This window comes from Pantoea sp. 1B4, from assembly GCF_016925765.1.
In the GTDB taxonomy this organism is placed as follows: Bacteria; Pseudomonadota; Gammaproteobacteria; order Enterobacterales; family Enterobacteriaceae; genus Pantoea; species Pantoea agglomerans.
The window spans coordinates 517,166-542,610 of record NZ_JAEUWZ010000005.1 but is presented as its reverse complement, the minus strand read 5'-3'; the positions used below and the strand labels follow the sequence as shown (position 1 = coordinate 542,610).

14 protein-coding genes and 7 pseudogenes are annotated in these 25,445 nt (G+C 56.4%); 6 read left to right on the top strand and 15 right to left on the bottom strand.

Going from position 1 to position 25,445, the window contains the following annotated elements; all coding sequences use genetic code 11:
• The 15 genes and pseudogenes from JNO11_RS24140 to JNO11_RS24070 all read right to left on the bottom strand — a co-directional run.
• A partial coding sequence (locus JNO11_RS24140) for a VOC family protein (RefSeq protein WP_325178054.1) occupies positions 1 to 717 on the bottom strand: 717 nt, incomplete at its 3' end.
• Positions 718 to 737: 20 nt separating this feature from the next.
• Positions 738 to 1,877: an amidohydrolase gene (locus JNO11_RS24135; protein ID WP_158149875.1), complete on the bottom strand. Its 1,140-nt coding sequence runs from the start codon at positions 1,875 to 1,877 to the stop codon at positions 738 to 740.
• Positions 1,878 to 1,879: 2 nt separating this feature from the next.
• Positions 1,880 to 2,981: pseudogene (locus JNO11_RS24130) on the bottom strand (alkylhydroperoxidase domain protein).
• Positions 2,978 to 3,985 carry a putative FMN-dependent luciferase-like monooxygenase gene (locus JNO11_RS24125; protein WP_325178053.1) on the bottom strand — a complete coding sequence of 336 codons (1,008 nt, stop codon included), beginning with the start codon at positions 3,983 to 3,985 and terminating at the stop codon, positions 2,978 to 2,980. Before JNO11_RS24125 ends, JNO11_RS24130 begins: the two are co-directional and overlap by 4 nt.
• Positions 3,982 to 5,601 (bottom strand): ABC transporter ATP-binding protein, encoded by a 1,620-nt coding sequence (locus JNO11_RS24120; protein ID WP_325178052.1) that lies wholly within the window; start codon positions 5,599 to 5,601, stop codon positions 3,982 to 3,984. Before JNO11_RS24120 ends, JNO11_RS24125 begins: the two co-directional genes overlap by 4 nt.
• On the bottom strand, positions 5,598 to 6,449 hold the full coding sequence (locus tag JNO11_RS24115) for an ABC transporter permease (protein ID WP_033768940.1): 852 nt from the start codon (positions 6,447 to 6,449) through the stop codon (positions 5,598 to 5,600). Before JNO11_RS24115 ends, JNO11_RS24120 begins: the two co-directional genes overlap by 4 nt.
• Positions 6,446 to 7,387: an ABC transporter permease gene (locus tag JNO11_RS24110; protein WP_052270707.1), complete on the bottom strand. Its 942-nt coding sequence runs from the start codon at positions 7,385 to 7,387 to the stop codon at positions 6,446 to 6,448. The genes JNO11_RS24115 and JNO11_RS24110 overlap by 4 nt, the downstream gene beginning before the upstream one ends.
• Positions 7,388 to 7,389: 2 nt before the next feature.
• Positions 7,390 to 8,995: pseudogene (locus tag JNO11_RS24105) on the bottom strand (TIGR04028 family ABC transporter substrate-binding protein).
• 263 nt (positions 8,996 to 9,258) lie between these two features.
• A pseudogene (locus JNO11_RS24100) lies at positions 9,259 to 10,486 on the bottom strand (MFS transporter).
• 78 nt (positions 10,487 to 10,564) lie between these two features.
• Positions 10,565 to 12,923: pseudogene (locus JNO11_RS24095) on the bottom strand (GNAT family N-acetyltransferase).
• A gap of 1 nt (position 12,924) precedes the next feature.
• Positions 12,925 to 14,217 carry a lysine N(6)-hydroxylase/L-ornithine N(5)-oxygenase family protein gene (locus JNO11_RS24090; protein WP_010247061.1) on the bottom strand — a complete coding sequence of 431 codons (1,293 nt, stop codon included), beginning with the start codon at positions 14,215 to 14,217 and terminating at the stop codon, positions 12,925 to 12,927.
• 10 nt (positions 14,218 to 14,227) lie between these two features.
• On the bottom strand, positions 14,228 to 15,781 hold the full coding sequence (locus tag JNO11_RS24085; RefSeq protein WP_325178051.1) for an aspartate aminotransferase family protein: 1,554 nt from the start codon (positions 15,779 to 15,781) through the stop codon (positions 14,228 to 14,230).
• Between the two features lie 553 nt (positions 15,782 to 16,334).
• Positions 16,335 to 17,708: a PTS ascorbate transporter subunit IIC gene (locus JNO11_RS24080; protein ID WP_033760509.1), complete on the bottom strand. Its 1,374-nt coding sequence runs from the start codon at positions 17,706 to 17,708 to the stop codon at positions 16,335 to 16,337.
• A 39-nt stretch (positions 17,709 to 17,747) separates the two neighbouring features.
• A complete protein-coding gene (locus tag JNO11_RS24075) occupies positions 17,748 to 18,020 on the bottom strand; it encodes a PTS sugar transporter subunit IIB (RefSeq protein WP_010247066.1) in 273 nt (90 codons plus the stop codon).
• A 48-nt stretch (positions 18,021 to 18,068) separates the two neighbouring features.
• Positions 18,069 to 18,520 (bottom strand): annotated as a pseudogene (locus tag JNO11_RS24070) (PTS sugar transporter subunit IIA).
• A gap of 579 nt (positions 18,521 to 19,099) precedes the next feature.
• Here JNO11_RS24070 and JNO11_RS24065 point away from each other — a divergent pair.
• The 6 genes and pseudogenes from JNO11_RS24065 (at position 19,100) to JNO11_RS24040 (ending at position 25,439) form a co-directional block, all read left to right on the top strand.
• A pseudogene (locus tag JNO11_RS24065) lies at positions 19,100 to 19,835 on the top strand (GntR family transcriptional regulator).
• A 553-nt stretch (positions 19,836 to 20,388) separates the two neighbouring features.
• A pseudogene (locus tag JNO11_RS24060) lies at positions 20,389 to 21,388 on the top strand (MsnO8 family LLM class oxidoreductase).
• 23 nt (positions 21,389 to 21,411) lie between these two features.
• Complete coding sequence (locus JNO11_RS24055) at positions 21,412 to 22,563, top strand: amidohydrolase (RefSeq protein WP_325178050.1); 1,152 nt, start codon at positions 21,412 to 21,414, stop codon at positions 22,561 to 22,563.
• 80 nt (positions 22,564 to 22,643) lie between these two features.
• Complete coding sequence (locus tag JNO11_RS24050) at positions 22,644 to 23,957, top strand: LLM class flavin-dependent oxidoreductase (protein ID WP_325178049.1); 1,314 nt, start codon at positions 22,644 to 22,646, stop codon at positions 23,955 to 23,957.
• An 11-nt stretch (positions 23,958 to 23,968) separates the two neighbouring features.
• Positions 23,969 to 24,910 (top strand): ABC transporter substrate-binding protein, encoded by a 942-nt coding sequence (locus JNO11_RS24045; protein WP_010247072.1) that lies wholly within the window; start codon positions 23,969 to 23,971, stop codon positions 24,908 to 24,910.
• 10 nt (positions 24,911 to 24,920) lie between these two features.
• Positions 24,921 to 25,439 (top strand): GNAT family N-acetyltransferase, encoded by a 519-nt coding sequence (locus JNO11_RS24040; protein ID WP_010247073.1) that lies wholly within the window; start codon positions 24,921 to 24,923, stop codon positions 25,437 to 25,439.
• Positions 25,440 to 25,445: the final 6 nt, after the last annotated feature.

Below are 25,445 nucleotides of genomic sequence, written 5' to 3'. Positions count from 1 at the left end.
ACCCAGCGCGACCATGCGGGCGCTGCCATCATAGTCTTCCGGCAGCGGGCCAAATCGCTGCTGCGCATAGTCTGCCGAAGCAAAACGAACCGTGGCAGCACCCGCGCGCAGGACAAAAGCGCCTTCGGGACAGGCGAGCACTTTAGCGGCCCCAAACAGGCGGCTATAGACCAGCGCTGAAAGCGCCGGATCCTGCGCGACAATCACAAACTCACTGATATTACGCACGCCATTGGGGTGACGCTGCCATGCCGGCTGCCATACCGCTTCGGGCGTCAGATGCTGGCAAAAAAAGCTGCGGCCATTGGGTACCAGCGAAGGGCGAATCCGTACGGTCCGAAAGTGCGCTTCACTCACCGAACCGTCGGGCAGGGTGACCGGACGGTGAAAGGCCGCTGGCGGATCGCCATCCAGATCCTGCCGTTGCAGATGCTGAAACTCACTCTCTGCATCGCTGCTTTTCCACACCAGACCGCTCAATCCCAGCGGCGATTGCCAGAGATCGGCGCGCTGGCTCCCTTTGCCCGTCTCATAGCCCAGCAGTTCCAGGTAGTTCTCACCAAAAATAGCCAGGTGATTACTCGATCCCAGAGAGTGATGACCCCGTTCAGTGAGCTGAAAGCCGAGCCTTCGGAAGCGCGCGCTGGCGCTGTCGAGCTGGTCGGCCACGTTAATCACAGCATGATCAAGAATCGGTTGTGGAACCTGAACTGACATAGCAGCACTCCTTTTTTTCGTCATTGCGCCGCCACAATCTGCAACGCGCGCGGCACCAGCTGCGTGAAGTAGTCCACCGCCGGGCCAATCAACGCTTCATCAGGATCGAAGGCGGCGTGATGCAGACCAAATTCGCTGGCACTGCCGATGCTGACAAACGCCCCCGGCACCTGCTGCAGATAGAAGGCAAAATCTTCTCCTCCCATCTGCGGCGACTCAGCGTGCTCCGCGAGATAGCCACTCTGTTGGGCAACGTCCAGCGCAACATCCACCCAGCCTGGCGTGTTAATCAGGGCCGGCGGTCCTTCAGTCCACTCCAGTTCGGCGGTCGCACCAAACCCGGCGGCAATACCCTGAATCAGGGATCGCATGCGGTGCGGGATCTGGGCCCGAATTTCGCCGTTGTGGGTGCGCACGGTGCCCTCCAGCTCAACGCTTTGTGGCAGCACGTTCCAGGTATTACCGGCGGTAAAGCGCGTCACGCTCAGCACCACCGTTTCCAGCGAGCTGAACACCCGGCTCGGCAGGGTCTGCAGAGCCGTTACGATATGGCTGGCAATCACAATCGAATCGATGCCCTCCTGCGGTCGTGCGGCATGGGCGCCTTTGCCCTCAATGCGGATAACAAAGCGGTCTACGTTGGCATAAAACGCACCCGCCCGGCTACGCAGTGTGCCCAGCGGCAGGTCGGGCGCGTTGTGCAGGCCGAATATCGCCTGAACGCCTTCCAGCGCACCGGCATCAATCAGCTGACGTGCGCCATTAAAGGTCTCTTCAGCAGGCTGAAACAGAATCCGTACCCGGCCTTGCAGTGTGTCTTCCTGCTGTTTCAGCCGTAACGCCACGCCGAGCATCACGGCGCTGTGAACGTCGTGACCACAGGCGTGCATCACGCCCGGCTGCTGTGATCGCCACGGGCGCTCGGTGGTTTCTTCAATCGGTAATGCATCGATATCCGCGCGCAGGGCGATCAGGGGTTCGCCTTGACCGATTTCAGCCACGACGCCGGTTTTCAGCCCCAGCGGCAACAGCCGGATCCCGGCCTGCTCCAGCCAGCGGGTAATACGTTCCGTGGTGGCAAATTCATGATTCGAAAGTTCCGGATGCTGATGCAGTTCGCGACGCCACTGCACCAGTTGGTCGGTTAAAGGCAAAGTCATGATTATCCCTGTTGTTCCGGCAGAAAAGGTTCGCCCAGCGTCAGCATCAGGCGATTAGCCCAGGCAAAAAAGGCGGTTGATTGAATCAGATCGAGCAGGGCGAGCGTATCCAGACCCTGTTCACGCAGTACAGAGAGCTGGGACTGTGTCGGCTGGGCAGGGGTCAGCGACAGCGCTGCTGAGAATGCGATGATCGCCTGCCAGCGCGCGGTGTGTCCGTGAGATAACACCGCGCCGGGTGCAACATTCAGCAGCTTCTGTACCGCTTCATCCTGCTTTGAGAGCTGGCTGGCTTTACGTGCATGGACTGAGGCGCAGTAAATGCAGCCGTTGACCTTACTTACCACGGTGGCAGCCAGTTCGCGCTCGGCGCGTGGCAGCCCTCCTGCGGTATAAAAAAATGCCTTTATCGGTCAGGGTGCGCTGCTCCAGCAACGGCAGATTGCGCGCCAGCAGGCGAAAATAGTCGGAGTCGGTGTGACCGAATTTTGCCAGTGTCGCCTGCTCTTCCTCGCTGAATTCCGACAGCGGTTTTGCCGGCAGCCAGGGCTCCCAGCCGAGTTCCTGTTGCGTAAACGCGGTCAGGGCAGTTTTGCCGCTGGCGGTATGTAAGGCCTCGTGCCAGTGACCGGCGACTACCGGGGCAACCTCACCCGACGCCTCATCGCCCTGTAAGCTGCGCAGACCCGCCAGCAACCGGCTCTGAAAACTGACAAACGCCACCAGCTGTGCCAGTGTGACAATGCCGCGCAGGCTCCAGCCCGCCTGTTTCAAAGCCTCCAGATGCGCGGGAGCAGCAGTAACCGGCTCAAAGGTCAGGCGATGGGCAAAAGCCTGTGCCGCGTTGATCCGAACACTCCCGGCCAGACTCTCCTGTGGCTGGTAGTGCGCCTGCAGGCCGGGTTGTGCATGCCAGCCGGCAACCTGAGCGGCCAGCAGACGGCGCTCCGCCAGCGGAAAATCTTCATCACCCTGGCTAAACAACAGGGTGTAGCTACCCTGAGCATGTTGTGTGGCGGCGTGACGTGTCTGGCGCGCATGGGCCAGTTCGGAATCGGGATTGATATCTGCCAGTGTGGCGATCAAATCGTCAGGTTGATTCATGAAATTCTCCTGTGAGGTTCGCCAGCGGCACGAAGCGCGGGCGCAAGATGTTGGGCAATCAGTTCAATCGAGCGCAGCGTGTCGGCATGCGAAGGCTCAACCGAATGCACCTGAAATGAGATGTCGGTGACGTGCGCCAGTGTGCTGTCCTGCGCCAGCGAATGCTGCACCTGATCGATGCCGCCAACATGGGCATCAAACTGCGCCAGCAGGTCATCAAAGCGTTCACCGCGTAATTCGCCACGATACTGCGCAGCCTGCTGACGAATTCCCGGTTCAGCTACCTGACGGGCATAGCGGTCAGAATCGGCCACGAATGCGGTACGGGAGGCGAGGATGCGCGGAGTGGTTCCCGCAGGAAGTGCCGCAAGATAGGCATCGATCAGCGGATTCTGCAATGCATCCAGCGGCAGCTCAGGCTGGCCCGCCGGACGCGGCTGGGTGCGGGACAGCATCAGGCCATGGCCGCCCTGAGCGGCACGGATCGCGCCCTCAACCGAGAAGGTGGCGATCCACACCCGTCCGGCAAGCTGCGGCGCGGCGGGATAGAGATGATTATCAGGATGCCCCAGTGAATCCCCGCGCCAGGCGCTGAGCAGCGTATGCAGATGGTCGGCAAAAGCGGCACCGCGCTCGGCAAAGGTCAGACCAAACGGCAAAAACGAATCCGGCGTGCCACCGGAGCCCAGCCCGATCTCCAGCCGCCCATCTGCCAGCAGATCCAGTACTGCGGCATCTTCAGCCACCCGCAGCGCATTTTCCATTGGCAGGGTGATGATGGCGGTGCCGAGCCGGATGGTGCGGGTCTGCGCGGCGACATGCGCCAGGAAGAGCAGTGGCGACGGCAGACCCCCCTCATCCTGATGAAAATGGTGCTGAGCAATCCACGCATTATCAAATCCGCAGCGTTCGGCATGCTGGATCTGTTCGGTGGCCAGCTGGTAGCGCTGTTTCGCCGGCACCTTATCCAGCAGCCGGGTAAAAAATCCGAGACGTCGGCTCATGCTGACTCCTTGTGGGTTAAGGGAATAAGCGGAGGAATGGCAGCCATTAATTCCCGGGTATAAGGATGCTGTGGCGCACTGAAAATCGTGACAACGTCACCTTGCTCTGCGACCTCGCCCGCTTTTAACACCGTGACGCTGTCGGCAATCTGCCGCACCGTCGCCAGGTCGTGCGTGATAAACAGATAGGTCAGACCCAGTTCGGCCTGGAGCTGCTGTAACAGGTCGAGGATTTGCGCCTGCACCGTGACATCCAGCGCCGAGGTCGCCTCATCCAGTACCAGAATCTCCGGCTTGCATATCAGTGCCCGGGCAAGAGCCACACGCTGCCGCTGACCGCCCGAGAGTTCGTGAGGATGACGTGACAGAAGTGAGAGCGGCAGCGCCACCCGCGTGGTCATCGCTTCTACGCGCTCTCGGCGCTGACTACGGCTCAGCCGCTCAAAATTACGCAGTGGCTCTTCGATAATTGCATATAGCGTCTGACGCGGATCGAGAGAGGCAAACGGGTTCTGATAGACAAACTGGATCTTCCGCCGCAGCTGACGCAGCGCCTCGCCGCGTAATCCGTTGACCACGATGCCATCCAGCGTCACCTCGCCGCTGTCGGCGGTTTCAAAACCCATAACGATGCGCGCCAGCGTGGTTTTGCCTGAGCCGGATTCGCCTACCAGTGCATGCGTGGTGCCGCGCGCCACCTGAAAGCTGACCTGGTTCAGCGCCTGCAAACGCTGCTGTTTGCCCAGCGAAAAGCTTTTCATCACGCCGGTTGCCCGGATGGCGGGGGCAGAAAAACGGGCGGTTGCAGATTTAACTCTGGCGGATCGCTGTGGTGCCGCATCATTCAGTAACTGACGGGTATAAGGATGAGCAGGCGCGCTGATAACCTGTTCAGTGCGGCCCGATTCCTGAATCTCGCCGTGACGAAACACGATAATACGATCTGCGCGTTGCGCCGCCAGCGCCAGGTCGTGGGTGACAAACAGCACGGCGGTGCGGGATTCCTGCCGCAGGTTGTCCAGCAGATCGAGAATGCGCTTTTGCACCGTGACATCCAGCGCGCTGGTCGGCTCATCCGCAATAATGATCTCCGGCTGCAGGGCGAGAGCAATGGCGATCAATACCCGCTGCTTCATGCCGCCCGACAGCTGATGCGGATACTGCTTAACCCGTTGTTCCGGATGACTGAGGCCGACGCGAGTCAGCAGGTCAACCACCCGCTGCTGGCGCTGCGCTGACGGTAATTTCAGGTGCAGTCGCAGGATCTCTTCCACCTGTTCGCCGACCGTTTTCACCGGGTTCAGCGAATTACCGGGATCCTGCGGCACCAGACTGATGCGCGCCCCGCGCAGGGTATCGAAGCGCTTTTGCGACCACTGACTGATATCCGCGCCGTTGAGCAGGATTTCGCCCCCTTCTCGGCGGCCATTTTCCGCCATCAGACCCATTATCGCCTGTGCGGTGGTGGTTTTACCGGAGCCGGACTCCCCGACCAGCGCCACCATCTCACCGGGCTGCAGCTCGAAGCTGACGTTATGTACCACCGGCTGCCAACGGTTGCCGCTGCGATAGCTTAGCGTCAGATTGTTGACCGCGAGTAACGGCTGAGCGCTCATCGGCGTCCTCCTGAAAGTTGCTGGCTGATACGGTTGGCTGCGAGCACCACAGCGACTACCACCACACCAGGAAAAGTGGTCAGCCACCAGGCGGTAGCCAGATAATTACGCCCTTCAGCGATTAACAGACCCCATTCCGGCACTGGCGGCGGGGTGCCGTAGCCAAGGAAGCTCAAAGTCGACAGCGCCAGAATCGCCTGACCAAATTGCAGGGCGGCATAGGCGATCACCGGCGTCAGCGCATTGGGCAGAATGTGACGCCACAGCACGCTGAAAAAGCGGCCGCCACTGCCGTAAGCCGCTTCGACATACTCGCTGTGACGGATGCGTACCACTTCGGCGCGTGCCAGTCGGGCGAAGCTGGCGATGGAGGCGATGCCCACCGCTAATGCGGCATTCAGGGTGCCGAAGCCGAGTAAAATCAGCACGCTCAGAGAGAGCAGCAACGCCGGAATCGCCAGCAGGACATCCACTGCGCGCATCACAATTGATTCAGTTTTGCCGCCGATAGCTCCTGCCACCAGACCCAGCGCGGTACCTGCCAGCAGTCCGATCGCCACCGCCATGACGGCGGCGGAGAGCGAATGGGACGCGCCGTAAACGATGCGGGCAAAAAGATCGCGGCCAAGCTGATCGGTGCCGAGCCAGTGTCCGGCCTGCGGTGCGAGTCGCTGTGCACCCGCAATTCCTTCAATCGGGCTGGCCTGGGTAAAGAGGGCCGGGAACAGGGCTGCCAGTACGGCCAGCAGCATGACTGAAACGGCGAGCCACAGGCCCGGCGAAAACTGTAAAGTGCGCCTCTTTGCCGCCACGGGTTGCCGCGCAGCAGCGTAATCAACCAGACTCATGTTGCACCTCGTAACAGCTGTAAGCGCGGGTCAAACAGCGGCATCAGCAGATCCACCAGCAGGTTGATCACCACAAAACCCAGCGCAGAGATCATCACCACCGCCTGCAACACCGCCACATCCTGATTGTTCACCGCCTGCTGCGTCAGCTGTCCCAGACCGCCCAGGCCAAACACCGTTTCGGTGATCAGCGCACCGGCAATCAGTTCTCCCAGCAGCAGGCCCGCCACGGTGAGCACCGGCAGCATGGCGTTGCGCAGGATGTGCCGCCACAGCACAGAGTGCTCGCTGGCTCCTTTGGCGCGCGCCACCGCCACAAAAGGCCGGGTTGAAACCTCATCGATGCTGCGCAACAGAATCTGAGCCAGCGGCGCTGAGATCGGAACGGCGACCGTAATAATGGGCAGAATCAGTCCCTGCCACGGTGAGGGATTGATTACCGGGATCCAGCGCAGCTGGAATGAGAAGAGCTGAATCAGGGCTATGCCGAGCCAGAAGGTCGGCACTGAGATAAACAGCGCGGGCAGTGACTGCAGCAGATTACGCAGGCCGCGCAGGGCAGGCAGCCGCGACAGTGTCGCCAGCACGAATGCCAGCAGTGTCGCCAGCAAAAAGCCGCACAGGGCCAGTCGCAGCGTGCCAGGCAGATTGCTGGTCAGCAGTTCACTGACCGGCACGCCCGCCTGCACCGAATAGCCGAAGTCGCCGTGCAGCATCGCCGCCAGCGTGTGCAGATATTGCTGCCACAGCGGGCTGTCCGCGCCATAGGCCTGACGCATCTCAGCAATCTGCTGCGGACTCAGGCCGAGATCCGGATTCTGAAACTTGATCAGGACCGCATCGCCTGGCAGCACCTGTAGCAGCACAAACGACAGGGTAAACGCGGCCCACAGGACCAATACACCCAGGCCAGCACGTTGCAGCAGATAATGACGCATCCTCACCTCCGATTACTTTTTTCCAGCCAGGCGCCATAGAGTGCCGGACGGCCTACCGCTTCAAAACTGACCCCTTTCAGCCAGGGCGCACCGGCATAGACCTGCGGCTCTTCGAAGATCGGAATCACATAGGCCTGGTCCAGCAGATACCGCTGAACGTCACCGGTCAGCTGTAAACGTTTTGCCGGGTCAACTTCAGCGGAGATGGCGACCAGCAGCTGGTTCAGCTTGTCATCGCGGAAGTTTTTCACTTTGTCGCTGGAGCCGCCTTTCTGCAGCAGGTTGTCGCGGTTAGCCGGGTAGAAGCTGCTTTTGATCACGTCGGGATCGGCGCGGCCGACTTCGGTGACGTTCAGCGGGGTCTTAAGGGGGGTCGAGATTATCCAGCGTTTTGCTGCCGGCATCGCCCGCTTTAACGCTGAGGGCGACGCCCGCCTGGCGCCACTGCTGCGCCACCAGTTGCAGCACCTCTTTGTTTTGCGGCTGTGGCAGTGATTCATAGACGGTTAGCGCCAGTCGCTGGCCTGCTTTTTCACGGATGCCATCGGCACCCGGTTGCCAGCCCGCCTGGTCCAGCAATGCCTTCGCTTTTGTCAGATCAAAAGTGAGTTTGTCCGCCAGATTGACGTAGCCGGCGGCGGTGGTGGCCACGACCGAGGTTGCCTGCGGATAGTTCGGCGAGAAGAGCGTATCAACCACCTGTTTGGCATTGGTGGCGTGCAGCAGCGCCTGACGCACCCGGATATCGCTGACCAGCGGATTATCCGGACGGAAGCTGAGGCTGTCGTTTACGCCACGGGTCGGCGCGGCATAAACCGGGAAGTTCTGATCTTTAGCCTGCTTCTCATCGTAGGCCTGCACCTGACGGATCAGGCCGGCCTGGCCCGCCAGCAGTGCACCGATGCGCACGCTGTCTTCCGGCGTCACGATCACTTTTATCGCATCCAGATTGGCCGGACCTTGCTGCTGAATGTTTTTCGGTCCCCACTGATAATCTTTACGCGCTACCAGATCCACCTCCCGACCGAGCTTCTCATCACTGACCACAAACGGGCCGGAGCCGATAATGTGACGGGCATCGCCCAGCTGATCGAAACTGCGCGCCAGGGTACTCAGCGAGACCAGGCCAGAGCCAATGGTGGCGGTGCCCTGTAAAAATCCGGGCGAGGGTTTTTTGAAATAGAATTTCACCGTCAGCGGGTCGATCACCTCGCTGCGTTCATAGTTATTAATCACTTCCGATACCGGCAGGCGCAGCGCTTTATTTCCCAGCCCGTAGGTATCAAAGTTTTTCGCCACCGCGTTCGCATCTAATGGTGTGCCATCGGAAAAAGTCACGCCAGGCCGTAATTTAAAGGTGTATTCGGTTTTGTCGGCGTTGGTAGTCCAGCTTTCTGCAATCCAGGGTTCAACCTGCAGCGTTTCGGGATTCTGCCAGGTTAATTTATCGGTGATCTGATTGAGAATGCCGCCATTAGGGTAAAAGCCGCCGGCAGGCGGATAGAGGTTGGTATGTGCCTGCTGTTCAAGATAAATCAGCGTACCGCCTTTGACCGGTGCAGCCACCGCGTTAAAGGTCAGAGTCCCGGCAAGTAAAGTAAAAACCAGCGTTTGTGCGCGTGGTTTAAGGGGGAAATAACGTCTTCATGGTGAATTCCTTTGTTATCAATTGCCTCAGCAGGCGGAATCATCATCGAATGACGCAACACACAGATAAAGTAACGATTTGGTCAAAGCTTATCTGAAAAAAATAAATGCGGGATTGGGCGGGATGTAATCTCTTTATTTCAGTTGCAGGATGGCAAATAAATTTCTGCCATCCTGCCGGGTTATATTTTATCAACGGCAAACAGCGGATTAATCAGGGAACGCTATTCCGCGCACAATTTCCGCTGGCCTGCACGCAGAAAAGCGCTGACCAGAACCAGCCACAGCAGACCGCAGATCAGGTTCACCACACTGAAGCCGCCGGTGCCGTAACTAAAATACGCGGTTTTGGCTGCTTCAATGCCCAGCGCAATAATCAGAATACTCACCATGCCGAGCATCGCCGCCACGCTGCCTTTTCCGGCGCTGCTGGAAAAAAGCGTCATGCGATAGAGTCCGGCGCTGACCAGCCCGGCACCGAAGCCGTAGAGGCTAATTCCGGCAGTCAGCCACAGATAGCTTTGCGGATTTAGCACGGTAGCGGTTACTGCGATTGCCAGCCCGCAGACCACCGGCCAGGCACCGAGCCGTAACGGCTGTTCAATGGGCAGACGGCTGGATAAGCGTCCCAGCGTCAGGTTGCCCGCAATCATGGCGGCGAAGACCGGCAGCTGTAATAACGCATAGTCGATGCGGCTGAGTCCCGCATCGTGAATTAAAATCACCGGCGACAATGCGACCCATGCGATGCAGGGCACAGTGACCAGTCCGATGGCCAGCGAGCCGCGCATCACCTGACGATCCTTCAGCAACGCCGCGTAACCGCTGATAATCGATCGCAGCGACAGCGGTTTCTGCCGGTCACCTGCGGTTTCGGGCATCGCAAACCACAGACCTGCCAGCGCCAGCGCCGCAATAGCGCCAATCAGCCAGAACAGGGTGCGCCATTCACCCACGGTAAGAAAAGCCGCGCCCGCCAGCGGACCGGCCAGCGGGGCCAGCAGGGCGACGTTGGCCATCAGCGCCATCATTTTGATGCTGTGCGATTCCGTAAACGCCTCCTGCACCGCCGCGTAGCCTACCGCGCCAATAAAACAGAGGCTGACGCCCTGCAGAAAACGCAGCAGGACGAACTGCTCAATGCTTTGCACCCAGTGCATCGCCACACACGAGAGCATAAAAAAAGGCCACGCCGCTAAGTAGCACCGGACGCCGCCCGATACGGTCAGAGAGGGGGCCAAGCAGCCATTGCAGCATAATGCCACCGGCCAGATAGGCGGTGAGCGAAGTAGAGACCCACTCCGGCCCGACCTTAAATTCCTGAGTCACCAGCAGCATGCCGGGCTGGATCATGTCGTGAGCGATATAGGTAGCGAACTCAAACAACACCAGCGACAGCGGAAAAATCAGATGTCGTCGGGTCAGTTGCGCGACCGGTTCGAAAGAAACCATTACGGATACCTGCGATAAAGCCATTAAAAAAAGCGGCCACCAGGGTGACCGCATAATTTCAGCGTGACGGTGTAACGCTTATCGCCAGCGGGCGATCGGGTTGTTCAGCGTTCCGGCGAACTTGAGGTTCTCAGCGGGATCGGCGAGGTTTATCATCTGCTGGTTATTCGCCAGCTGCAGGCGGTTCAGACAGGAGCGGGTAAACTCCGGCGCGAACATGTCATAGCGCGCGAACTTAGTGGCATGCTCCGGGTGCGCCTGCTGGTAATCCTTCACGCACTGCGCCACCGCCTGCCAGAACTCTTCCTCCGGCAGCGTTCCTGACTGATGCAGAATCGCGCTGATAAAGCGGAAGATGCAGTCAAACACATCGGTGAAGATCGAGAGCAGTTTCAGGTTCTCCGGCACATCCACCGCCAGACGCTGCACGCCTTCCGGCAGCACCGCATCCGGGTTCATCACGGCGATCTCTTCGCCGATATCCTTCATGTATGCACTGACCGGCACGTTGTTCTCCAGCAGCATGATGAGGTTTTCACCGTGCGGCATAAACACCAGGTCATGCTGATAGAAGCAGTGCAGCAGCGGGCTGAGATAGCAGGTCAGGTAGCGTTCTATCCACTGCTTCGCTGGCAAACCAGAATCCGCTATCAGCGCAGGCAGCAATGCCTGCTGATGCTGATCGACGTGCAGGAAAGAGGCCATGGTCATCAGACGCTGGCCGGACTGCAGGCTGGCCGCAGGATTATCCCGCCACAGCGCTGCGAACATCTTTTTTATAGGCGGAGTCGCCTTTGATCGCCTGCTCATAGTAGCGGTTGTGATAGCCGACCGCCGCGACTTCGCGCAGGATGCGGAAATCACAGCGATTCAGCCACGCATCGCCAGCAACCAGTTGTTCCAGCCAGCCGTTTATCGCAGGCGTTGTCGCCATATAGTAGGGGGGACAGTCCGCGCATAAAGCCCATGTTCAGCACCGACAGGGCGGTTTTCACGTAGCGCTTCGCGGGCTGGCTGCGGTTAAAGAAGGTGCGGATCGACTGCTGCGCCTGGTAAGCATCGTCTCCGGTGCCAAGATAAACAATATCGTGACTGGCGATGTCTGCCGCAAACACGGTCAGCAGCTTGTTCTGCCACTGCCACGGATGCACCGGCATCAGGATATATTCCTCAACCGCCAGCCCTTTATTCACCAGCTGCGCAGTAAACTGCTCCAGGGTGGTGTCGCCCAGTTCATCACGCATCAACTGCTCATAGCTCAGCTCGCTGAGGCTGGAGAAATGGGCGTTGCGGCGATGAACCGCGACCCAGATGAGGTGAACGGGCGCGGCGGCCTCGGGCGCATACGCCAGATAATCATGGGCATCGAAGCCAATACGCCCGTTGTTGGCAACAAAGCAGGGATGGCCTTCGGTCATCGCCGCTTCCACCGTCTGGAAATCGGCTGAGACCAGCGCCTGGCTGTCAGGATTATTCTTCTGCAGCTTATAAACGCTGCTGCACAGCGTGCTGCTGATCTCTTCCATGTAGGTCGCCAGCAGTGCCTGTGTAATACCGATCTCCCCCGTTAAACTCCACGATAAACTTCAACGCATCCAGCGGCAGATCACGACCGTTCTCCTGCTTGCGTAGTGAGCCGTCGTCGATTTCCCAGTGATCCAGCGCCAGCCGCGACGCCCGGAAATGGTAGCTCGCTTCACCGCCTGGCACCGCAAGCTGATAGCTGCCGTCGCCCGACTCCTGTGGCGTAATGATTTTCTCATGCGCGAACTCGGCAATCGCTTTCCGGATCAGCATGCGGTTTGCCTGCGCCCATTGGTCGCCCGTCAGATGTGTACCGTTCATCAGCGAAGAGGGGGTGTTCATAGTCTGCGACTCCTGCAGTAACGCGTGTTGATAATCTTCCCGCTGGCAAAAGGCCAGCCAGGCGGTTTTATGACCCATGTCGATGGTGTGCTGATAGCGGAACCCGGCACGCTTATTCAGCACGTGAATCTTCTCATTGCGCACATCTGGCTCTACCACCACGCGGCGCACCTCGGGGCGGCTGAACATGTAGTCCATCACCAGCGTGAAGACCTGCCAGCTGAAGGCTCTGATCGGCTGGCTGGCGGGGGGCAATCAGAATATGCATGCCGTAATCATCGGGTGCGGCAGGATAAAACTTGCCGACCTCATCGTCGCTGGCGCGATAGCACTCAATCAGGCAGACCGGCTGGTCGTTGCAGCAACCAATCAGCGCAGCATGGGGATCGGCTGCAGTCAGCGTCTCATAGAACTCAGCGACCTGATTCAGGCTCTGCTGCTGCATGCCCCAGAAGCGGGCGTAATCGCGGGTGACCCAGCTATGAACCAGCGGCGCATCGCTGGCGAGCATGGGCCTCAGGGTGAACTGGCCTGCGGGGCGGGCGGCGCTGAACAGTGTTTGTGAACTCATCTCAGTGCTCCGATTTAGCCGGGAAGGTCTGGAAGGCAATCTGACGCTCGATCGGGTAGACCTCGCGTCCTGTCAGTTCGCGCAGCAGCACCGAGTTGCGGTAGCAGGCCATGCCGAGATCCGGCGTAACAAAACCGTGGGTGTGCAGTTCGGCGTTCTGCACGAAGATCTGATTGTGATAATCGATGCTGTAGTTGCGCTGCACGTCGTAGCGGCCTTTGTCATCCCAGCGCAGGCGGGCGTTGATGCCCTCTAAAAACATCGGTGGCTGGTAGTGATAGCCGGTCGCCATCACCAGTCCTTCGGTGCGACGGGTGAAGGTGCAATCCTGCTCCTCCTGATGCAGCGTCAGCTCGAACTCTCCCTGTGGCAGCCAGCGCATAGCGGTCAGCGCCGAGTGAGTAAACAGGTTAACGTTCAGATCGCCATCGAGCTGTTTGACATACATCAGGTCATAAATGTCGTTAATCAGGCTGCTGTTGATGCCTTTGTAGAGATTCTTGTGGCGCGCATTCAGTTCGTCCCGGGTGCTGGCGGGCAGCGCGTGGAAATAGTCGACCCACTCCGGCGAGGTCATCTCCAGCGTGAGCTTGGTGTACTCCAGCGGATAGAAGCGCGGCGCGCGGGTGATCCAGTTGAGCTGATAGCCAAAGCGGTCGATATCGGTCAGCAGGTCGTAGTAGATTTCTGCCGCGCTCTGGCCGCTGCCCAGCACGGTGATGGAACGCTTCTGCTGCAGTTCCGCTTTGTTGACCAGATAGTGGCTTGAGTGCGTCAGGCGCTGGCGGTGCGGCTGGCTGCACTCCGGCATCCAGGCTTTAGGCCCGGTGCCGAGGATCAGATGTCGTGCCAGATAGTTCTGTTTCTGACCATTCCGGGTGTCGGTCACCTGGAGTTGATAGACGCCAGCCGCCTCATCGTAGCTGACATACTCAACGTGGCTGTTCCAGCGCAGATTAGAGAGCCGTGAACTGGCCCACTGGCAATACTGATTATACTCTTTGCGCATCAGGAAGAAGTCTTCACGGATATAAAAAGAGTATAATTTCCCCTTTTCCTTCATGTAGTTAAGCAGGCTGTAAGGGCTGGTCGGATCGGCGAGTGTCACCAGATCGGCCATAAACGGCGTCTGCAGATGGGCATTTTCCAGCATCATGCCGGTGTGCCAGTCAAAGCCCGGGTTCTCATCCAGGAAAAGACCGTTCAGTCCCTCAACCGGCTCACTCAGACAGGCCAGACTCAGGTTGAAAGGGCCGATACCGATACCAATAAAATCGTAAACGGAATTATTCATTTCAGAGCTCTCACTGTTTCGCCGCGTTCAGCGCAGACGCACGTACCTGCTCGCGGCCATAGTGCGCGATCAGGCTCAGCACATCTTCGATGTCGGCGATGGTCGTGGTGGGATTTAACAGGGTGAATTTCAGGTACTGACGCCTATCGACTTTGGTTCCGGCAATCACTGCGTTGCCGGAGCGGAAGAGCGCTTTACGGATAGCGGCGTTGATTTCGTCGATCTGTGCGTCGCTGGCGTTTTTGCCGGGCACGTAGCGGAAAATCTGGGTGGTCAGCTCAGGCGCGTGCAGCACTTCGATAGCAGGATGCGCAGTTAACCGCTCATGAGCCGCCTGTGTCAGCTCTATCAGCGTATCGAAAGCGTCACCCAGCGCCGCCGGACCCATCACGCGCAGGGTCAGCCACATTTTCAACGCATCAAATCGGCGGGTGGTCTGAATGCTTTTGTTGACCAGATTCGGTGTGCCTTCCTGCTGGGCACTGAGCGGATTCAGGTAATCTGCATGGTGCGTGACATGCTTCAGGTTGTGGCTGTCCCGCACAAAGAACGCACCGCAGCTGACGGTCTGGAAGAAAGATTTGTGATAATCGACGGTGACGGAATCAGCCCGTTCAATGCCATTCAGGCGTGAGCGATGATTCTCAGAGACAAGCAGCCCACAGCCGTAAGCGGCGTCAACGTGCATCCATAAACCATAATCGTCACAGAGACGGGCAATCTCCGGTAGCGGATCGATGCTGCCAAAGTCCGTGGTGCCGCTGGTGGCAACCACAGCAATCGGGATCAGCCCTTCACTGCGACATTTTTCGATCTCCTGCGCCAGGCACGCTGCATCCATACGGTAGTGGGCGTCGTGATCAACGGCGATAACTGCGTCATAGCCCAGCCCTAAAATCGCCATCGATTTCTGGATGCTGAAGTGGCTGAGTTTTGAGGTAAACACTCGCCATTTCGACGCGGTCTCAGGCAGGCCGCGATGCTTAATCAGATGCCCCGGATGATGTGCCGCGCACCAGCTATCACGCGCCAGCAGCATTGCCATCAGGTTGGATTGGGTGCCACCGCTGGTGAAGATCCCATCAGAACCGGCAGGCAGGCCGATGCGGCCAAGCGTCCAGTCGATCACCTTCTGCTCAATCAGCGTACCGCCTGCGCTCTGATCCCAGGTGTCGACCGAGCTATTCACTGCCGCCATAATCTGCTCAGCCATCAGAGAGGGCAGCACGACCGGGCAGTTCAGGTGCGCCAGATATTTAGGGTGGTGAAACCAGACGGCGTCACGCAGATAGAGCTGACTCAGCTCTGTCAGGGCGTCATCGTTGTTACCCAGCGGACGATCGAGATCGACCTCACTGAATTCCGCCGCCAGTTCATGGGGCAGGATACCGCTGAAAGGCTTCTCAACGCCGGTAACGGTACGGGTCATCAGCGCCAGCACCTCCTGAGTCTGCTGCGACCAGGCCGCCAGTTGCTGATCGTTAAAAATAGCCGTTTCGGCACCGCTGGCATTGGATGCTGGCGCGAGATCCTGTGCCGCCTGAGTGGATGAGCGTAAAAGCATGTTCAGTTCCTGTGCGTTAATACCAGTGACCCTGCCGACGTAAGGTCAGCAGCGTTGGATGTCCGCTCAACAACTCCAGTAAACATAAAACTAACTAACCAGATAAAAACCCTGACCATTAAATGGATTAGTGTTTTCACCTTAAAAAGAGTAAATGCCGCATATTATTTGTGGATTTGGCAGCGTTAAACGCTTTGTTATATGCGGATGAGAGTGTAAATGTTAATCATTATCATTCAAATGTTTTGTTGTTAAATTTTATTTATTAGTATGTCTAATGTTGAAAATGTGATGTTGATCACTTTTCTGGATCGGAATAGTCCTTTTTTTTATGAGGTTTAGCGCCATCAGATGTCAGGTAATTGGGATTGCGATTAGTGGCTATTGGTCAGGGGTGGGCGAAAACGAGTGGTAATAATAATTTTAGTTGGCGCTAAATGAGGCTCATTCTGATTGGTATTCAGGCGGGGCATAAGCGGAGCTGTAAAGCAGGTTACACACAAACAACCAGAAAGCGCTCATTGCCCTTTCTGGTTGCCATTAAGCGTTCTGATTATCCTGCATTTGTTTCTACAGGTGTCTTCTTTTTAGCCGTAAAGTTATAAATCACTAACAAGCCAAAAATGCCGGTGATAATCATGGTGATGGTTCCCTTATCCATAAAGTGAGCCATATTACCCAGCAGGATGCCGGTGACGCCGAAGTCGGTATCCGAGAAGGTGGTGTTGGTCAGCCCTATCTGTCCGAGTACCGGCAGCAGGGCGACAGGCAGGAAGGTAATTAACAGGCCATGAGCAAAGGCACCGCAAATCGCCCCACGCTTGCCGCCGGTCGCATTACCAAACACGCCAGCCGTAGCGCCACAGAAGAAGTGAGGAACCACACCCGGCAGAATCAATACCCAATGCAACTGACCGAGAACAAACAGCCCCACCAGGCCACCGACAAAGCTGGAGATAAAGCCAACCAGCACCGCATTCGGGGCGTAGGGGAAAACAATCGGGCAATCCAGCGCCGGTCTGGCTTCCGGAACCAGTTTTTCTGAAAAGCCTGTAAAGGCAGGGACAATTTCAGCCAGGATTAAGCGCACACCCTGCAGAATGATAAAGACACCCGCCGCGAAGGTAATGGCCTGGATAAAGGAGTAAACAAGGTAGTTCTGACCATTGCTGAAATTAGCCTCTACATATTCTTTACCGGCAGACACCGACAGGATTAAGTAGATAATCATCATCGTCAGAGAGATCGAGATGGTACTGTCACGCAAAAAACTGAGGTTTTTTGGCATGTTCATCTCTTCGGTGGATTTAGATCCTTTGCCTACCAAAGAGCCGATCCAGCCTGATAAGACATAGCCAATTGTCCCGGTATGCGCCAGCGCGACATGGTCGCCACCAATGATCTTACGCATATAGGGCTGGGCGATCGCCGGGAAGGTGGCCATCAGAATGCCCAACAGCAGTGACCCGGTGTAAATAAGCTGAATACCTTCAAAACCAGCAACCGATAAAATAATCGCGATCATACAGGCCATATAGAACGTCACATGCCCTGAGAGGTAGATATATTTCAGTCGGGTGAAGCGAGCGACAACGATGTTGGCGACCATGCCGAAGGCCATGATCATCGTGGTAGGCGCACCATATTTTGCCAGAGCGATAGAGACCATTGCTTCGTTATTAGGAATGATGCCCTGAACATCAAACGCATGTTTGAAAATGTCGCCCAGTGGCGTCAGTGAACCGACCAGAACGGTCGCACCGCCTGCCAGCACCAGGAAGCCCAGAATAGTTTTTACCGTGCCCTTGATAACATCAGGAAACGGCTTCTTCTGCGCAATCAGTCCGAAAAATGCCACCAGTCCGACTAATATAGAGGGCACTTTCAGCACGTCGACGACGAACTGCAAAAGATTTTGAGTAAACATATTAACCTCGAGGGTAAGGTGTTTATCTAATTATTAGCGTCACTTTTTCTCAAAATACTCACGTATTTTCTGCTCCACTTCTTTCAGGTCAATGATGTTATTAATGATGATGACCTTCTGTTCAGGAAGGTTTGCGCTATAAGCAATGTCTTTGGCCATAACAAAAACATCTGCCACATCGGGGGTGACAGAGCCGAGATCCGAATGTTCCACTTCAGCTTCAACACCGATCGTTTTAAGCACTTTCTTGATGTTCATTTCCATCATGAAGCTGCTGCCTAAACCTGAACCACACACCGCCATAATTTTCATATCAAACCTCATTAACTAATGATTAAAAGTCGCGTTTCAACGGGCAGACTAAACGCCTGATAAAATCGTCATGAGCGCTTCTTTGCTGCTCGCATTGAATATCTGCGCCATGATCTCTTCATCGGACAGCACTTCCGCCAGCTGGGAGATCATTTCGATATGGCTATTACTGTCCGGTGCGGCAAACATGAAAATAGCCTTCACCGGATCGTTTTCTTCGGAGTCAAATTTCACTGCTGTACCCAGCAGCACAATCGACAACCCCAGTTTGTGTGCGCCTTGTTCCGGGCGTGCGTGGGGCATGGCAATCTGCGGCGCGATGACAAAAAAAGGGGCCGATCTCCTCTTTTTTGCTGAATAATCGCATCAATATAATCCTGCGATATTGCGCCCTCATTGAGCAGAGGACGTCCCGCAATAACTAACGCTTCCTGCCAGTCAGTCACGCTTTCGACGTACTGGATTTTCTCGTTATTTAACCACTTAGCCAGGTGTGACATCGTCTTACTCCTCCTGTTTAAATGCGCAATAAAATTTAACTAAACGCATAAACCGTGTGGCGTTTGCCTGCTCCCGGTTGCGCATAACCCATCTCATATAAAATTTTCTCAACCGGAACAGGGCCTGTTATGCATTCCGATTTTTCATAAATTTCTGAGTATGTACAGTCAGTTTCACTCAAAACCCCCCGTTATCACTTTTTTAGATAAACTTTCTGTCAGCAGAGCGACACAAAAATCGAATGTAGTAAAAGGTGGTAACTTCCTTATAATTCATGATTTTCATGGGGTTATTAAAAAAAAATATTTTCTCATTGTTCAGATGGGGTTATATTTCACAACGGTAATCACATCTGTACATGTTAAAGGTGTCTAGTCATCCTGATGATGTCTTTCGACGTGTACGGACACAACATGTAAAGTTAAAATATTGCTTATCAGGCTTAACATCAGTGCCAATTTGATAAGTTGATCACATATTCAGCTAGCGGAAGTGGTACTCATCCGGCAATGTCAGGCAGAACTGTACTGACACGGATTAGAGGGAGTCTGTCCTTCACTCAAACGGGAAGAAAGCCAATGGTTGATGGCATTACTGAAAAACAAAAAAGAGGTTGTTGATTACATCCTCAATAAAATTAAGGATGATGGCCTTCGACCCGGAGAGAAACTGGATACCGAAATATCAATTGCCAAAAGCATCGGTATTACTCGCGCAACGGTGCGTGAAGCCACACGCATTCTGGTGGAGCAGCAGAGAATTTACCGGGTTAAAGGGTCGGGTATTTTTGTCGGTTCTACGGAGATGAGTAGCCAGGCGAACCGATATCATGTGCTTTCACCTTTTGATTACCAGGCGCAAAGAAATGGCCATAAAGGTGTAAGAAAAATCATATCGGTTAGCATTATCAAGGTTCCTTCTGCTGATATCGCTCAGGCGCTGCGTATTAAAAACAGCGATCAGATCTATAAAATTTTACGCCTGATGTGTTTCGATGACATCCCGGTGGCTCTGGAACATATTCACCTGCCGGTTAATATGTTTAGCAGCATGGAGTTCAGCAAGCTGGAACTGTCAAAATATGCCTATATTGAAGAAGTTACCGGTAAGAAAGTGCAGCTAAGGGACCAGCATTTAACGGCCGTCAATCTTACGGATACACAGTCGCTTACTCTGCTTAATTTAGCTGAAGGGGATGCTGTCATTCAGCTTAATGAAACCGTTTATCTCGACGACGGCGTTCCCTGTGAAGTGAATGTGGCGCTTATCAACACCCGATTCTTCCCGTTGAAACAAAATTCGCAACGGCCTTAGAAAAATAATCTTGTTTCTGGGCTCAATGCTTTGCTGTGCCCGGATATGACCCTATCAGACAGATTCATGCCCGGTTTACACCTCTCATTACAGTAGAGGATCTTAATTCCGGATAATGTATAAGGTCCTGTAAATCATCTGGCAGTTGCAATGAGTTATCTCTGACTCAATTGCATTCTTCATATGCTTATTTATCTATCTGGCGACCCGTGCTTCAACATCCTGTGAAGAATGTATTTCAATGCCATGAATTCAGGCTGTCTGAATTTCTGCAGTCGCGGCTAACAACAGCTGTCATCTCTCGATACGTAAGACGATTTTCTGCAAACCTTTGCCAGTTCGCCGATTTTACTCACCTGAATATCAGGCAACAAATAGCGTTATACGCAAAATATCTGCCTGATTACCTGTTTCAGAGCCCGTTTTCCCTCTTTCACTTCTCACTGTTCTCCATTATGACGAAATCAATAATGCATAAAACAATATGATGTTTTACCAATGATCGACTGCGCAGCACACTGGTCTGCAACCGGAATAAACAAGGACCAGGTGAATGGCATATCGATTAAGTCTGTTAGATAAAGCGCCCGTGCTGCAGGGTGAATCACCCACCGCGGCGCTGCAGCGCACGCTGCAGATGGCGCAGCGGGCAGAGGAGTGGGGTTATCACCGCTTCTGGCTGGCGGAACATCACAACACCGCGCACCTGGCCAGTCCTTCACCTGAGGTATTGATTGCCTGGATCATTGCCCAGACACGACATATTCGCGTCGGATCGGGCGGGGTGATGTTGCAGCACTACAGTCCTTATAAAGTGGCAGAGAACTTTAATCTGCTCGCTTCGCTGGCGCCGGGCCGCATTGACCTCGGCGTGGGCAAAGCGCCGGGCGGACTTCCACTCTCCACCCATGCGCTGCAACAGGGTGTTGATGCCGCTAAAAAAAGGGAGCTTTGCCGAACAGCTTCAACTGCTGGATAGCTGGCTGAAGCCCGGTCAGGCTGATCCTGACGATGAGGGTTTAGCCGCCACGCCACTGCCGCCACGTCCGGCGAACCGTTTTCTGCTGGGTGCCAGTGAAGAGAGCGCACTGCTGGCCGCCAGTCTGGGCTGGCAGTTTGTCTTTGCCGCTCACCTTAATGGCGACCGCCAGTTGCTGGAGCATGCGCTGAGTACCTACTCCCGCCTGAGCCAGGGTCAGCGCGCCCTGGTGGCCGTGCAGGTGGTGGTAGCCGACTCACCCGCCGGGGCTGACCTGCTGGTAGCCAATCTTCGTCACTATCATGTAGCGGTGAAAGATGGCCCGAGCGTCAACGTCGCCAGTCTGGAACAGGCGGAGCGCTATGTGCGTCAGGGTGGATACCGCGATTATCAGATTGAGCCGCGCACGCCGTCACTTCTGAAAGGCACGGCGGCGCAGGTTCATGCCCAGCTGGACGCGCTGCATCATAATTTTGACATTGATGAGTTTGTTATCGACACGCCGATTACCGAGCCGGTTGCACGTCTGCAGTCACTTGAACTGCTGGCCACGCATCATCTGGTCGCAGCCTGAATCCCCGTCAGTGGAGAGTCATCATGAACCCTGAGTCACAACTGATTGAATGGCGACGCGAACTGCACACCTGGCCGGAGCTGTCGGGTCAGGAATTTGCCACCACCGCGCGACTGCGGGGCTGGTTGCAGGCGGCGGGTATCCGGCTGCTGGACTATCCACTGGAAACCGGCGTGGTGGCAGAAATTGGCAGCGGAGAGACGGTGATCGCGCTGCGCGCCGACATCGATGCGCTGCCGATCCATGAGGCGAGCGGGGTGCGTTTTCACTCCCGCCATCCTGGCGTGATGCACGCCTGCGGTCATGACCTGCACAGCGCGGTGATGCTGGGTGCGGCCTTAAAGCTCAACGCACAAGCCGATCGGTTAGCTGGCCGGGTGCGCATCCTGTTCCAGCCCGCTGAAGAGATAGCGCGCGGCGCGCGTCAGTTTATTGAGGCAGGCGTACTGGATAAGGTGCAGGCTATCTTCGGGATGCACAACGAGCCTTCGCTGCCCGTCGGCACCTTTGCCACCCGCAGCGGGGCGTTCTACGCGAATGCTGACAAATTTATTATTCGCGTTAGCGGCAAAGGCGCACATGCCGCGTATCCGGAGCAGGGTGTCGACAGCATTGTGACGGCCAGCCAGATTATCCAGGCGTTACAGGGACTCACCAGCCGCAGTTTCAGTGCCCTGGACAGTCTGGTACTGAGCATTACCCGCATCGACGGCGGCAAAAGCTGGAATGTATTACCCGGCGGCGTTGAGTTTGGCGGCACGGCCCGAACACACGATTTACAGGTGCGCGCCGAACTGGAACAGCGGGTGCGCACGCTGGTTGAGCACTTCGCCGACGCCAATGGCGCGCAGGCAACCCTGAGCTGGCATCCTGGCCCGCCAGTGCTGATCAACGATGCGCACTGGGCGACCTTCAGCAGCGAAGTAGCGCAGCAGGCGGGCTATCGGGTGCAGACCGCCGATCTCCATCTGCTGGGTGAGGATTTTGCCTTCTATCTGCAACAGGTGCCGGGGGCGTTTGTCAGCATCGGCAGCGCCAGTGACTTTGGTCTGCACCATGCCAGCTTTACCCCGGATGAGGCGCTGATTGCGCCCGCCGCCGACTACTTCGCCCGACTGGCTCGCCAGGCGCTGCAACATCTTAACGCGCGATGTCGGGAAGCCATTCTGAACTGAATTCATCTGCAACCCGCTACAGCACGATGGTTCTGACCACCGTCGTCGGGCATCGCTACGACTAAAAAAGAGAGAGCATCATGACCACAAGACAACTTCGGCTGGGTACCATTCTGCATGGCGCATCGGGAAACATGTCTGCCTGGCGCCATCCGGCGGCGCAGGCCGATGCCAGTATTAATCTGGATTACGCCAAAAAAATCGCCCGCAAGGCGGAGCAGGGCAAACTCGATTTTCTGTTTGTCGCCGACGGGTTGTTTATTAACGAAAAGTCGATCCCGCACTTTCTGAATCGCTTTGAGCCGCTGACGCTGCTCTCGGCGCTGGCGGGCGTCACTGAACATCTGGGGCTGGTCGGCACGGTATCGACCTCTTACAGCGAGCCGTTCACCGTGGCGCGTCAGTTTGCCAGCCTTGATCATCTCAGCGGCGGGCGTGCGGGCTGGAACGTGGTGACGTCACCGCTGGAAGGCTCGGCCAAAAACTTCTCGCGTCAGCAGCACCCGGAGCACGCATTGCGTTACCGCATTGCCGATGAGTATCTGCAGGTGGTGAAAGGATTGTGGGATTCGTGGGAGCAGGATGCTTTTGTGCGTGATAAGACGAGCGGACAATTTTTCGATCCGGCGAAGCTGCACACGCTCGATCATCACGGTGATTTCTTCCAGGTACAGGGGCCGCTGAACATCGCCCGCACGCCGCAGGGTCGTCCGATTATCTTCCAGGCGGGCGCATCCGACGACGGTAAAAAACTGGCGGCGCGTCATGCTGACGCCATCTTCACCCATCAGCCGTCGCGTGAAGAGGCGCAGGCATTTTACCAGGATGTGAAACAGCAACTGGTGGCGAATGGCCGTCAGCCAGACGATTTGCACATCTTCCAGGGTGTCAGCGTGATTGTTGGCGATGATGCAGAGGACGTGGAGCGCCAGTATCAGACCACGGCGGCGCTGGTGTCGATTACCGATGCGCTTAACTACCTCGGGCGTTTCTTCGACCATCACGACTTCTCACAGTATCCGCTGGATCAGCCGTTCCCGGATATCGGTGACATCGGTCAGAACAGCTTCCGCAGCACCACCGACGAGATCAAACGCAAAGCTCAACAGCATGGGCATACCCTGCTTCAGGCCGCGCTGGAAGCGGCAACACCACGCCCGCTGTTTCACGGCACGCCGGAAGAGGTGGCGGATGGCCTGCAGCTCTGGTTTGAAACCCACGCCACTGACGGCTTCATCATTAACGGCGGCACGCCCGATACCTTTGAACGTTTTGTCGACCGCGTGGTGCCGATTCTGCAGGCTCGCGGCCTGACGCGCCGCGACTATCCGGGCAGCACGCTTCGTGACAGCTTCGCCCTGAAACAACCCGTTAATCAGTTCACCTCACAATAAGAGCACAAGCCATGAACAAAACATCGCGTCTTATCGCCCTGCTTATTCTGGCGGCCAGTAGCCATGCGCTGGCTGAAGATACCAGCGTCTCCTATAACGGCCAGCGCGTCAGCCTTGAAGCTAACAAAGCGCCGATCAATACCGTGAAGAATCCGGAGGCGATCGCGCAACTGCCTGCGGGTCATCGTTTTGTGGTGCCGGGTTCCTTTACCGTGGCGGTCGCCGCGCTGAATTCCCCGCCGTTGACGGTGTTTTCCGATGACAATAAAACCCTGCTTGGCAGCGAAGTGGATATTGCCCGGCTGGTGGCTGACAGCCTGGGATTAAAACTCAACGTGGTACCAGCGTCCTGGGAAGACTGGCCGCTGGGTGTGGCCTCGGGCAAGTATGACGCGGCGATCTCCAACATTACCGTGACCAAAGATCGTAAAGAGAAGTTCGACTTCGCCACCTACCGCAAAGATTCACTGGGTTTTTATGTCAAAACCAGCAGCCCGATAAAGTCACTGACCAAAGCAGAAGATATTGCCGGGTTGAGGATCATTGTGGGATCCGGCACCAATCAGGAGGCGATTCTGCTGGCGTGGGATAAAGAGAATCAGGCAAAGGGACTGAAAGCTTTTACGCCGGTTTATACCAAAGATGATGCCGCTCAGACGCTGGCGCTGCAGGCTGGCCGGGCTGATGCCTACTTTGGTCCCAATGTGATTGGTGCCTGGAAAGCGGCACTGACCGGTAAAACCCGTCTGGTCGGCAGCGTCGATGGCGGCTGGCCCAAAGCGGCGCACATTGCCGTTACCGTGAAGAAAGGCAGCGGCCTGGCGGAACCGATCAGCACCGCGCTGAACGGCGTGATCGGCAACGGTGACTATCAGAAGGTGCTGAACCGCTGGGGTGAAGGTGTTGAGAAGATCGATCGTTCTGAAATCAATCCCGCCGGGCTGGGCGACTAAGGAGCTGACCATGAGTGAATCCACTTTTCGCGAAGTTTCACCCGACGCGCCGGAATTGCAACCGATCCTGGGCGGCCTGTTTGGCGAATATTCCGCACGCTATGGCGACTATTTTTCCCGTCGTAACGAGCTGGAACAGGAGCTGACCGAATGGTATCTGCCGCCGCAGGGGCTGTTTATCGTGCTGGAGCGTGACGGCGAGATCATCGCGATGGGCGCTTATAAACCCTATGACCCGCAGACCGCCGAGCTGAAGCGCATCTGGACCCGCAGCGATCTGCGGCGTCAGGGGCTGGCGCTGGTGGTGTTACAGGAGCTGGAGCGTCGCGCCTTACAGGCGGGCTATCAGCGGCTGTTTCTCACCACCGGCTTCCGTCAGCCGGAGGCGGTGCGGCTCTATACCGGTCACGGTTATCAGCCACAGTTCGATCTCAGCGGGGATCTGGAGCGTTATGGCCAGCCGCCGCACGACGGACGACTGCGTTTTATCAAAGTGATCGGCGTCTATAACGTCGCCGCGGCAAGTTAAGAGGTG

What these genes read in the sequence shown, in the direction of transcription:
- JNO11_RS24075 (WP_010247066.1), bottom strand. Translation starts at nt 18,020, where the DNA reads ATGAAAATTATGGCGGTGTGTGGTTCAGGTTTAGGCAGCAGCTTCATG.
- JNO11_RS24055 (WP_325178050.1), top strand. Translation starts at nt 21,412, where the DNA reads ATGAACCCTGAGTCACAACTGATTGAATGGCGACGCGAACTGCACACC.
- JNO11_RS24085 (WP_325178051.1), bottom strand. Translation starts at nt 15,781, where the DNA reads ATGCTTTTACGCTCATCCACTCAGGCGGCACAGGATCTCGCGCCAGCA.
- JNO11_RS24115 (WP_033768940.1), bottom strand. Translation starts at nt 6,449, where the DNA reads ATGAGTCTGGTTGATTACGCTGCTGCGCGGCAACCCGTGGCGGCAAAG.
- JNO11_RS24040 (WP_010247073.1), top strand. Translation starts at nt 24,921, where the DNA reads ATGAGTGAATCCACTTTTCGCGAAGTTTCACCCGACGCGCCGGAATTG.
- JNO11_RS24110 (WP_052270707.1), bottom strand. Translation starts at nt 7,387, where the DNA reads ATGCGTCATTATCTGCTGCAACGTGCTGGCCTGGGTGTATTGGTCCTG.
- JNO11_RS24090 (WP_010247061.1), bottom strand. Translation starts at nt 14,217, where the DNA reads ATGAATAATTCCGTTTACGATTTTATTGGTATCGGTATCGGCCCTTTC.
- JNO11_RS24125 (WP_325178053.1), bottom strand. Translation starts at nt 3,985, where the DNA reads ATGAGCCGACGTCTCGGATTTTTTACCCGGCTGCTGGATAAGGTGCCG.
- JNO11_RS24135 (WP_158149875.1), bottom strand. Translation starts at nt 1,877, where the DNA reads ATGACTTTGCCTTTAACCGACCAACTGGTGCAGTGGCGTCGCGAACTG.
- JNO11_RS24050 (WP_325178049.1), top strand. Translation starts at nt 22,644, where the DNA reads ATGACCACAAGACAACTTCGGCTGGGTACCATTCTGCATGGCGCATCG.
- JNO11_RS24120 (WP_325178052.1), bottom strand. Translation starts at nt 5,601, where the DNA reads ATGAGCGCTCAGCCGTTACTCGCGGTCAACAATCTGACGCTAAGCTAT.
- JNO11_RS24080 (WP_033760509.1), bottom strand. Translation starts at nt 17,708, where the DNA reads ATGTTTACTCAAAATCTTTTGCAGTTCGTCGTCGACGTGCTGAAAGTG.
- JNO11_RS24045 (WP_010247072.1), top strand. Translation starts at nt 23,969, where the DNA reads ATGAACAAAACATCGCGTCTTATCGCCCTGCTTATTCTGGCGGCCAGT.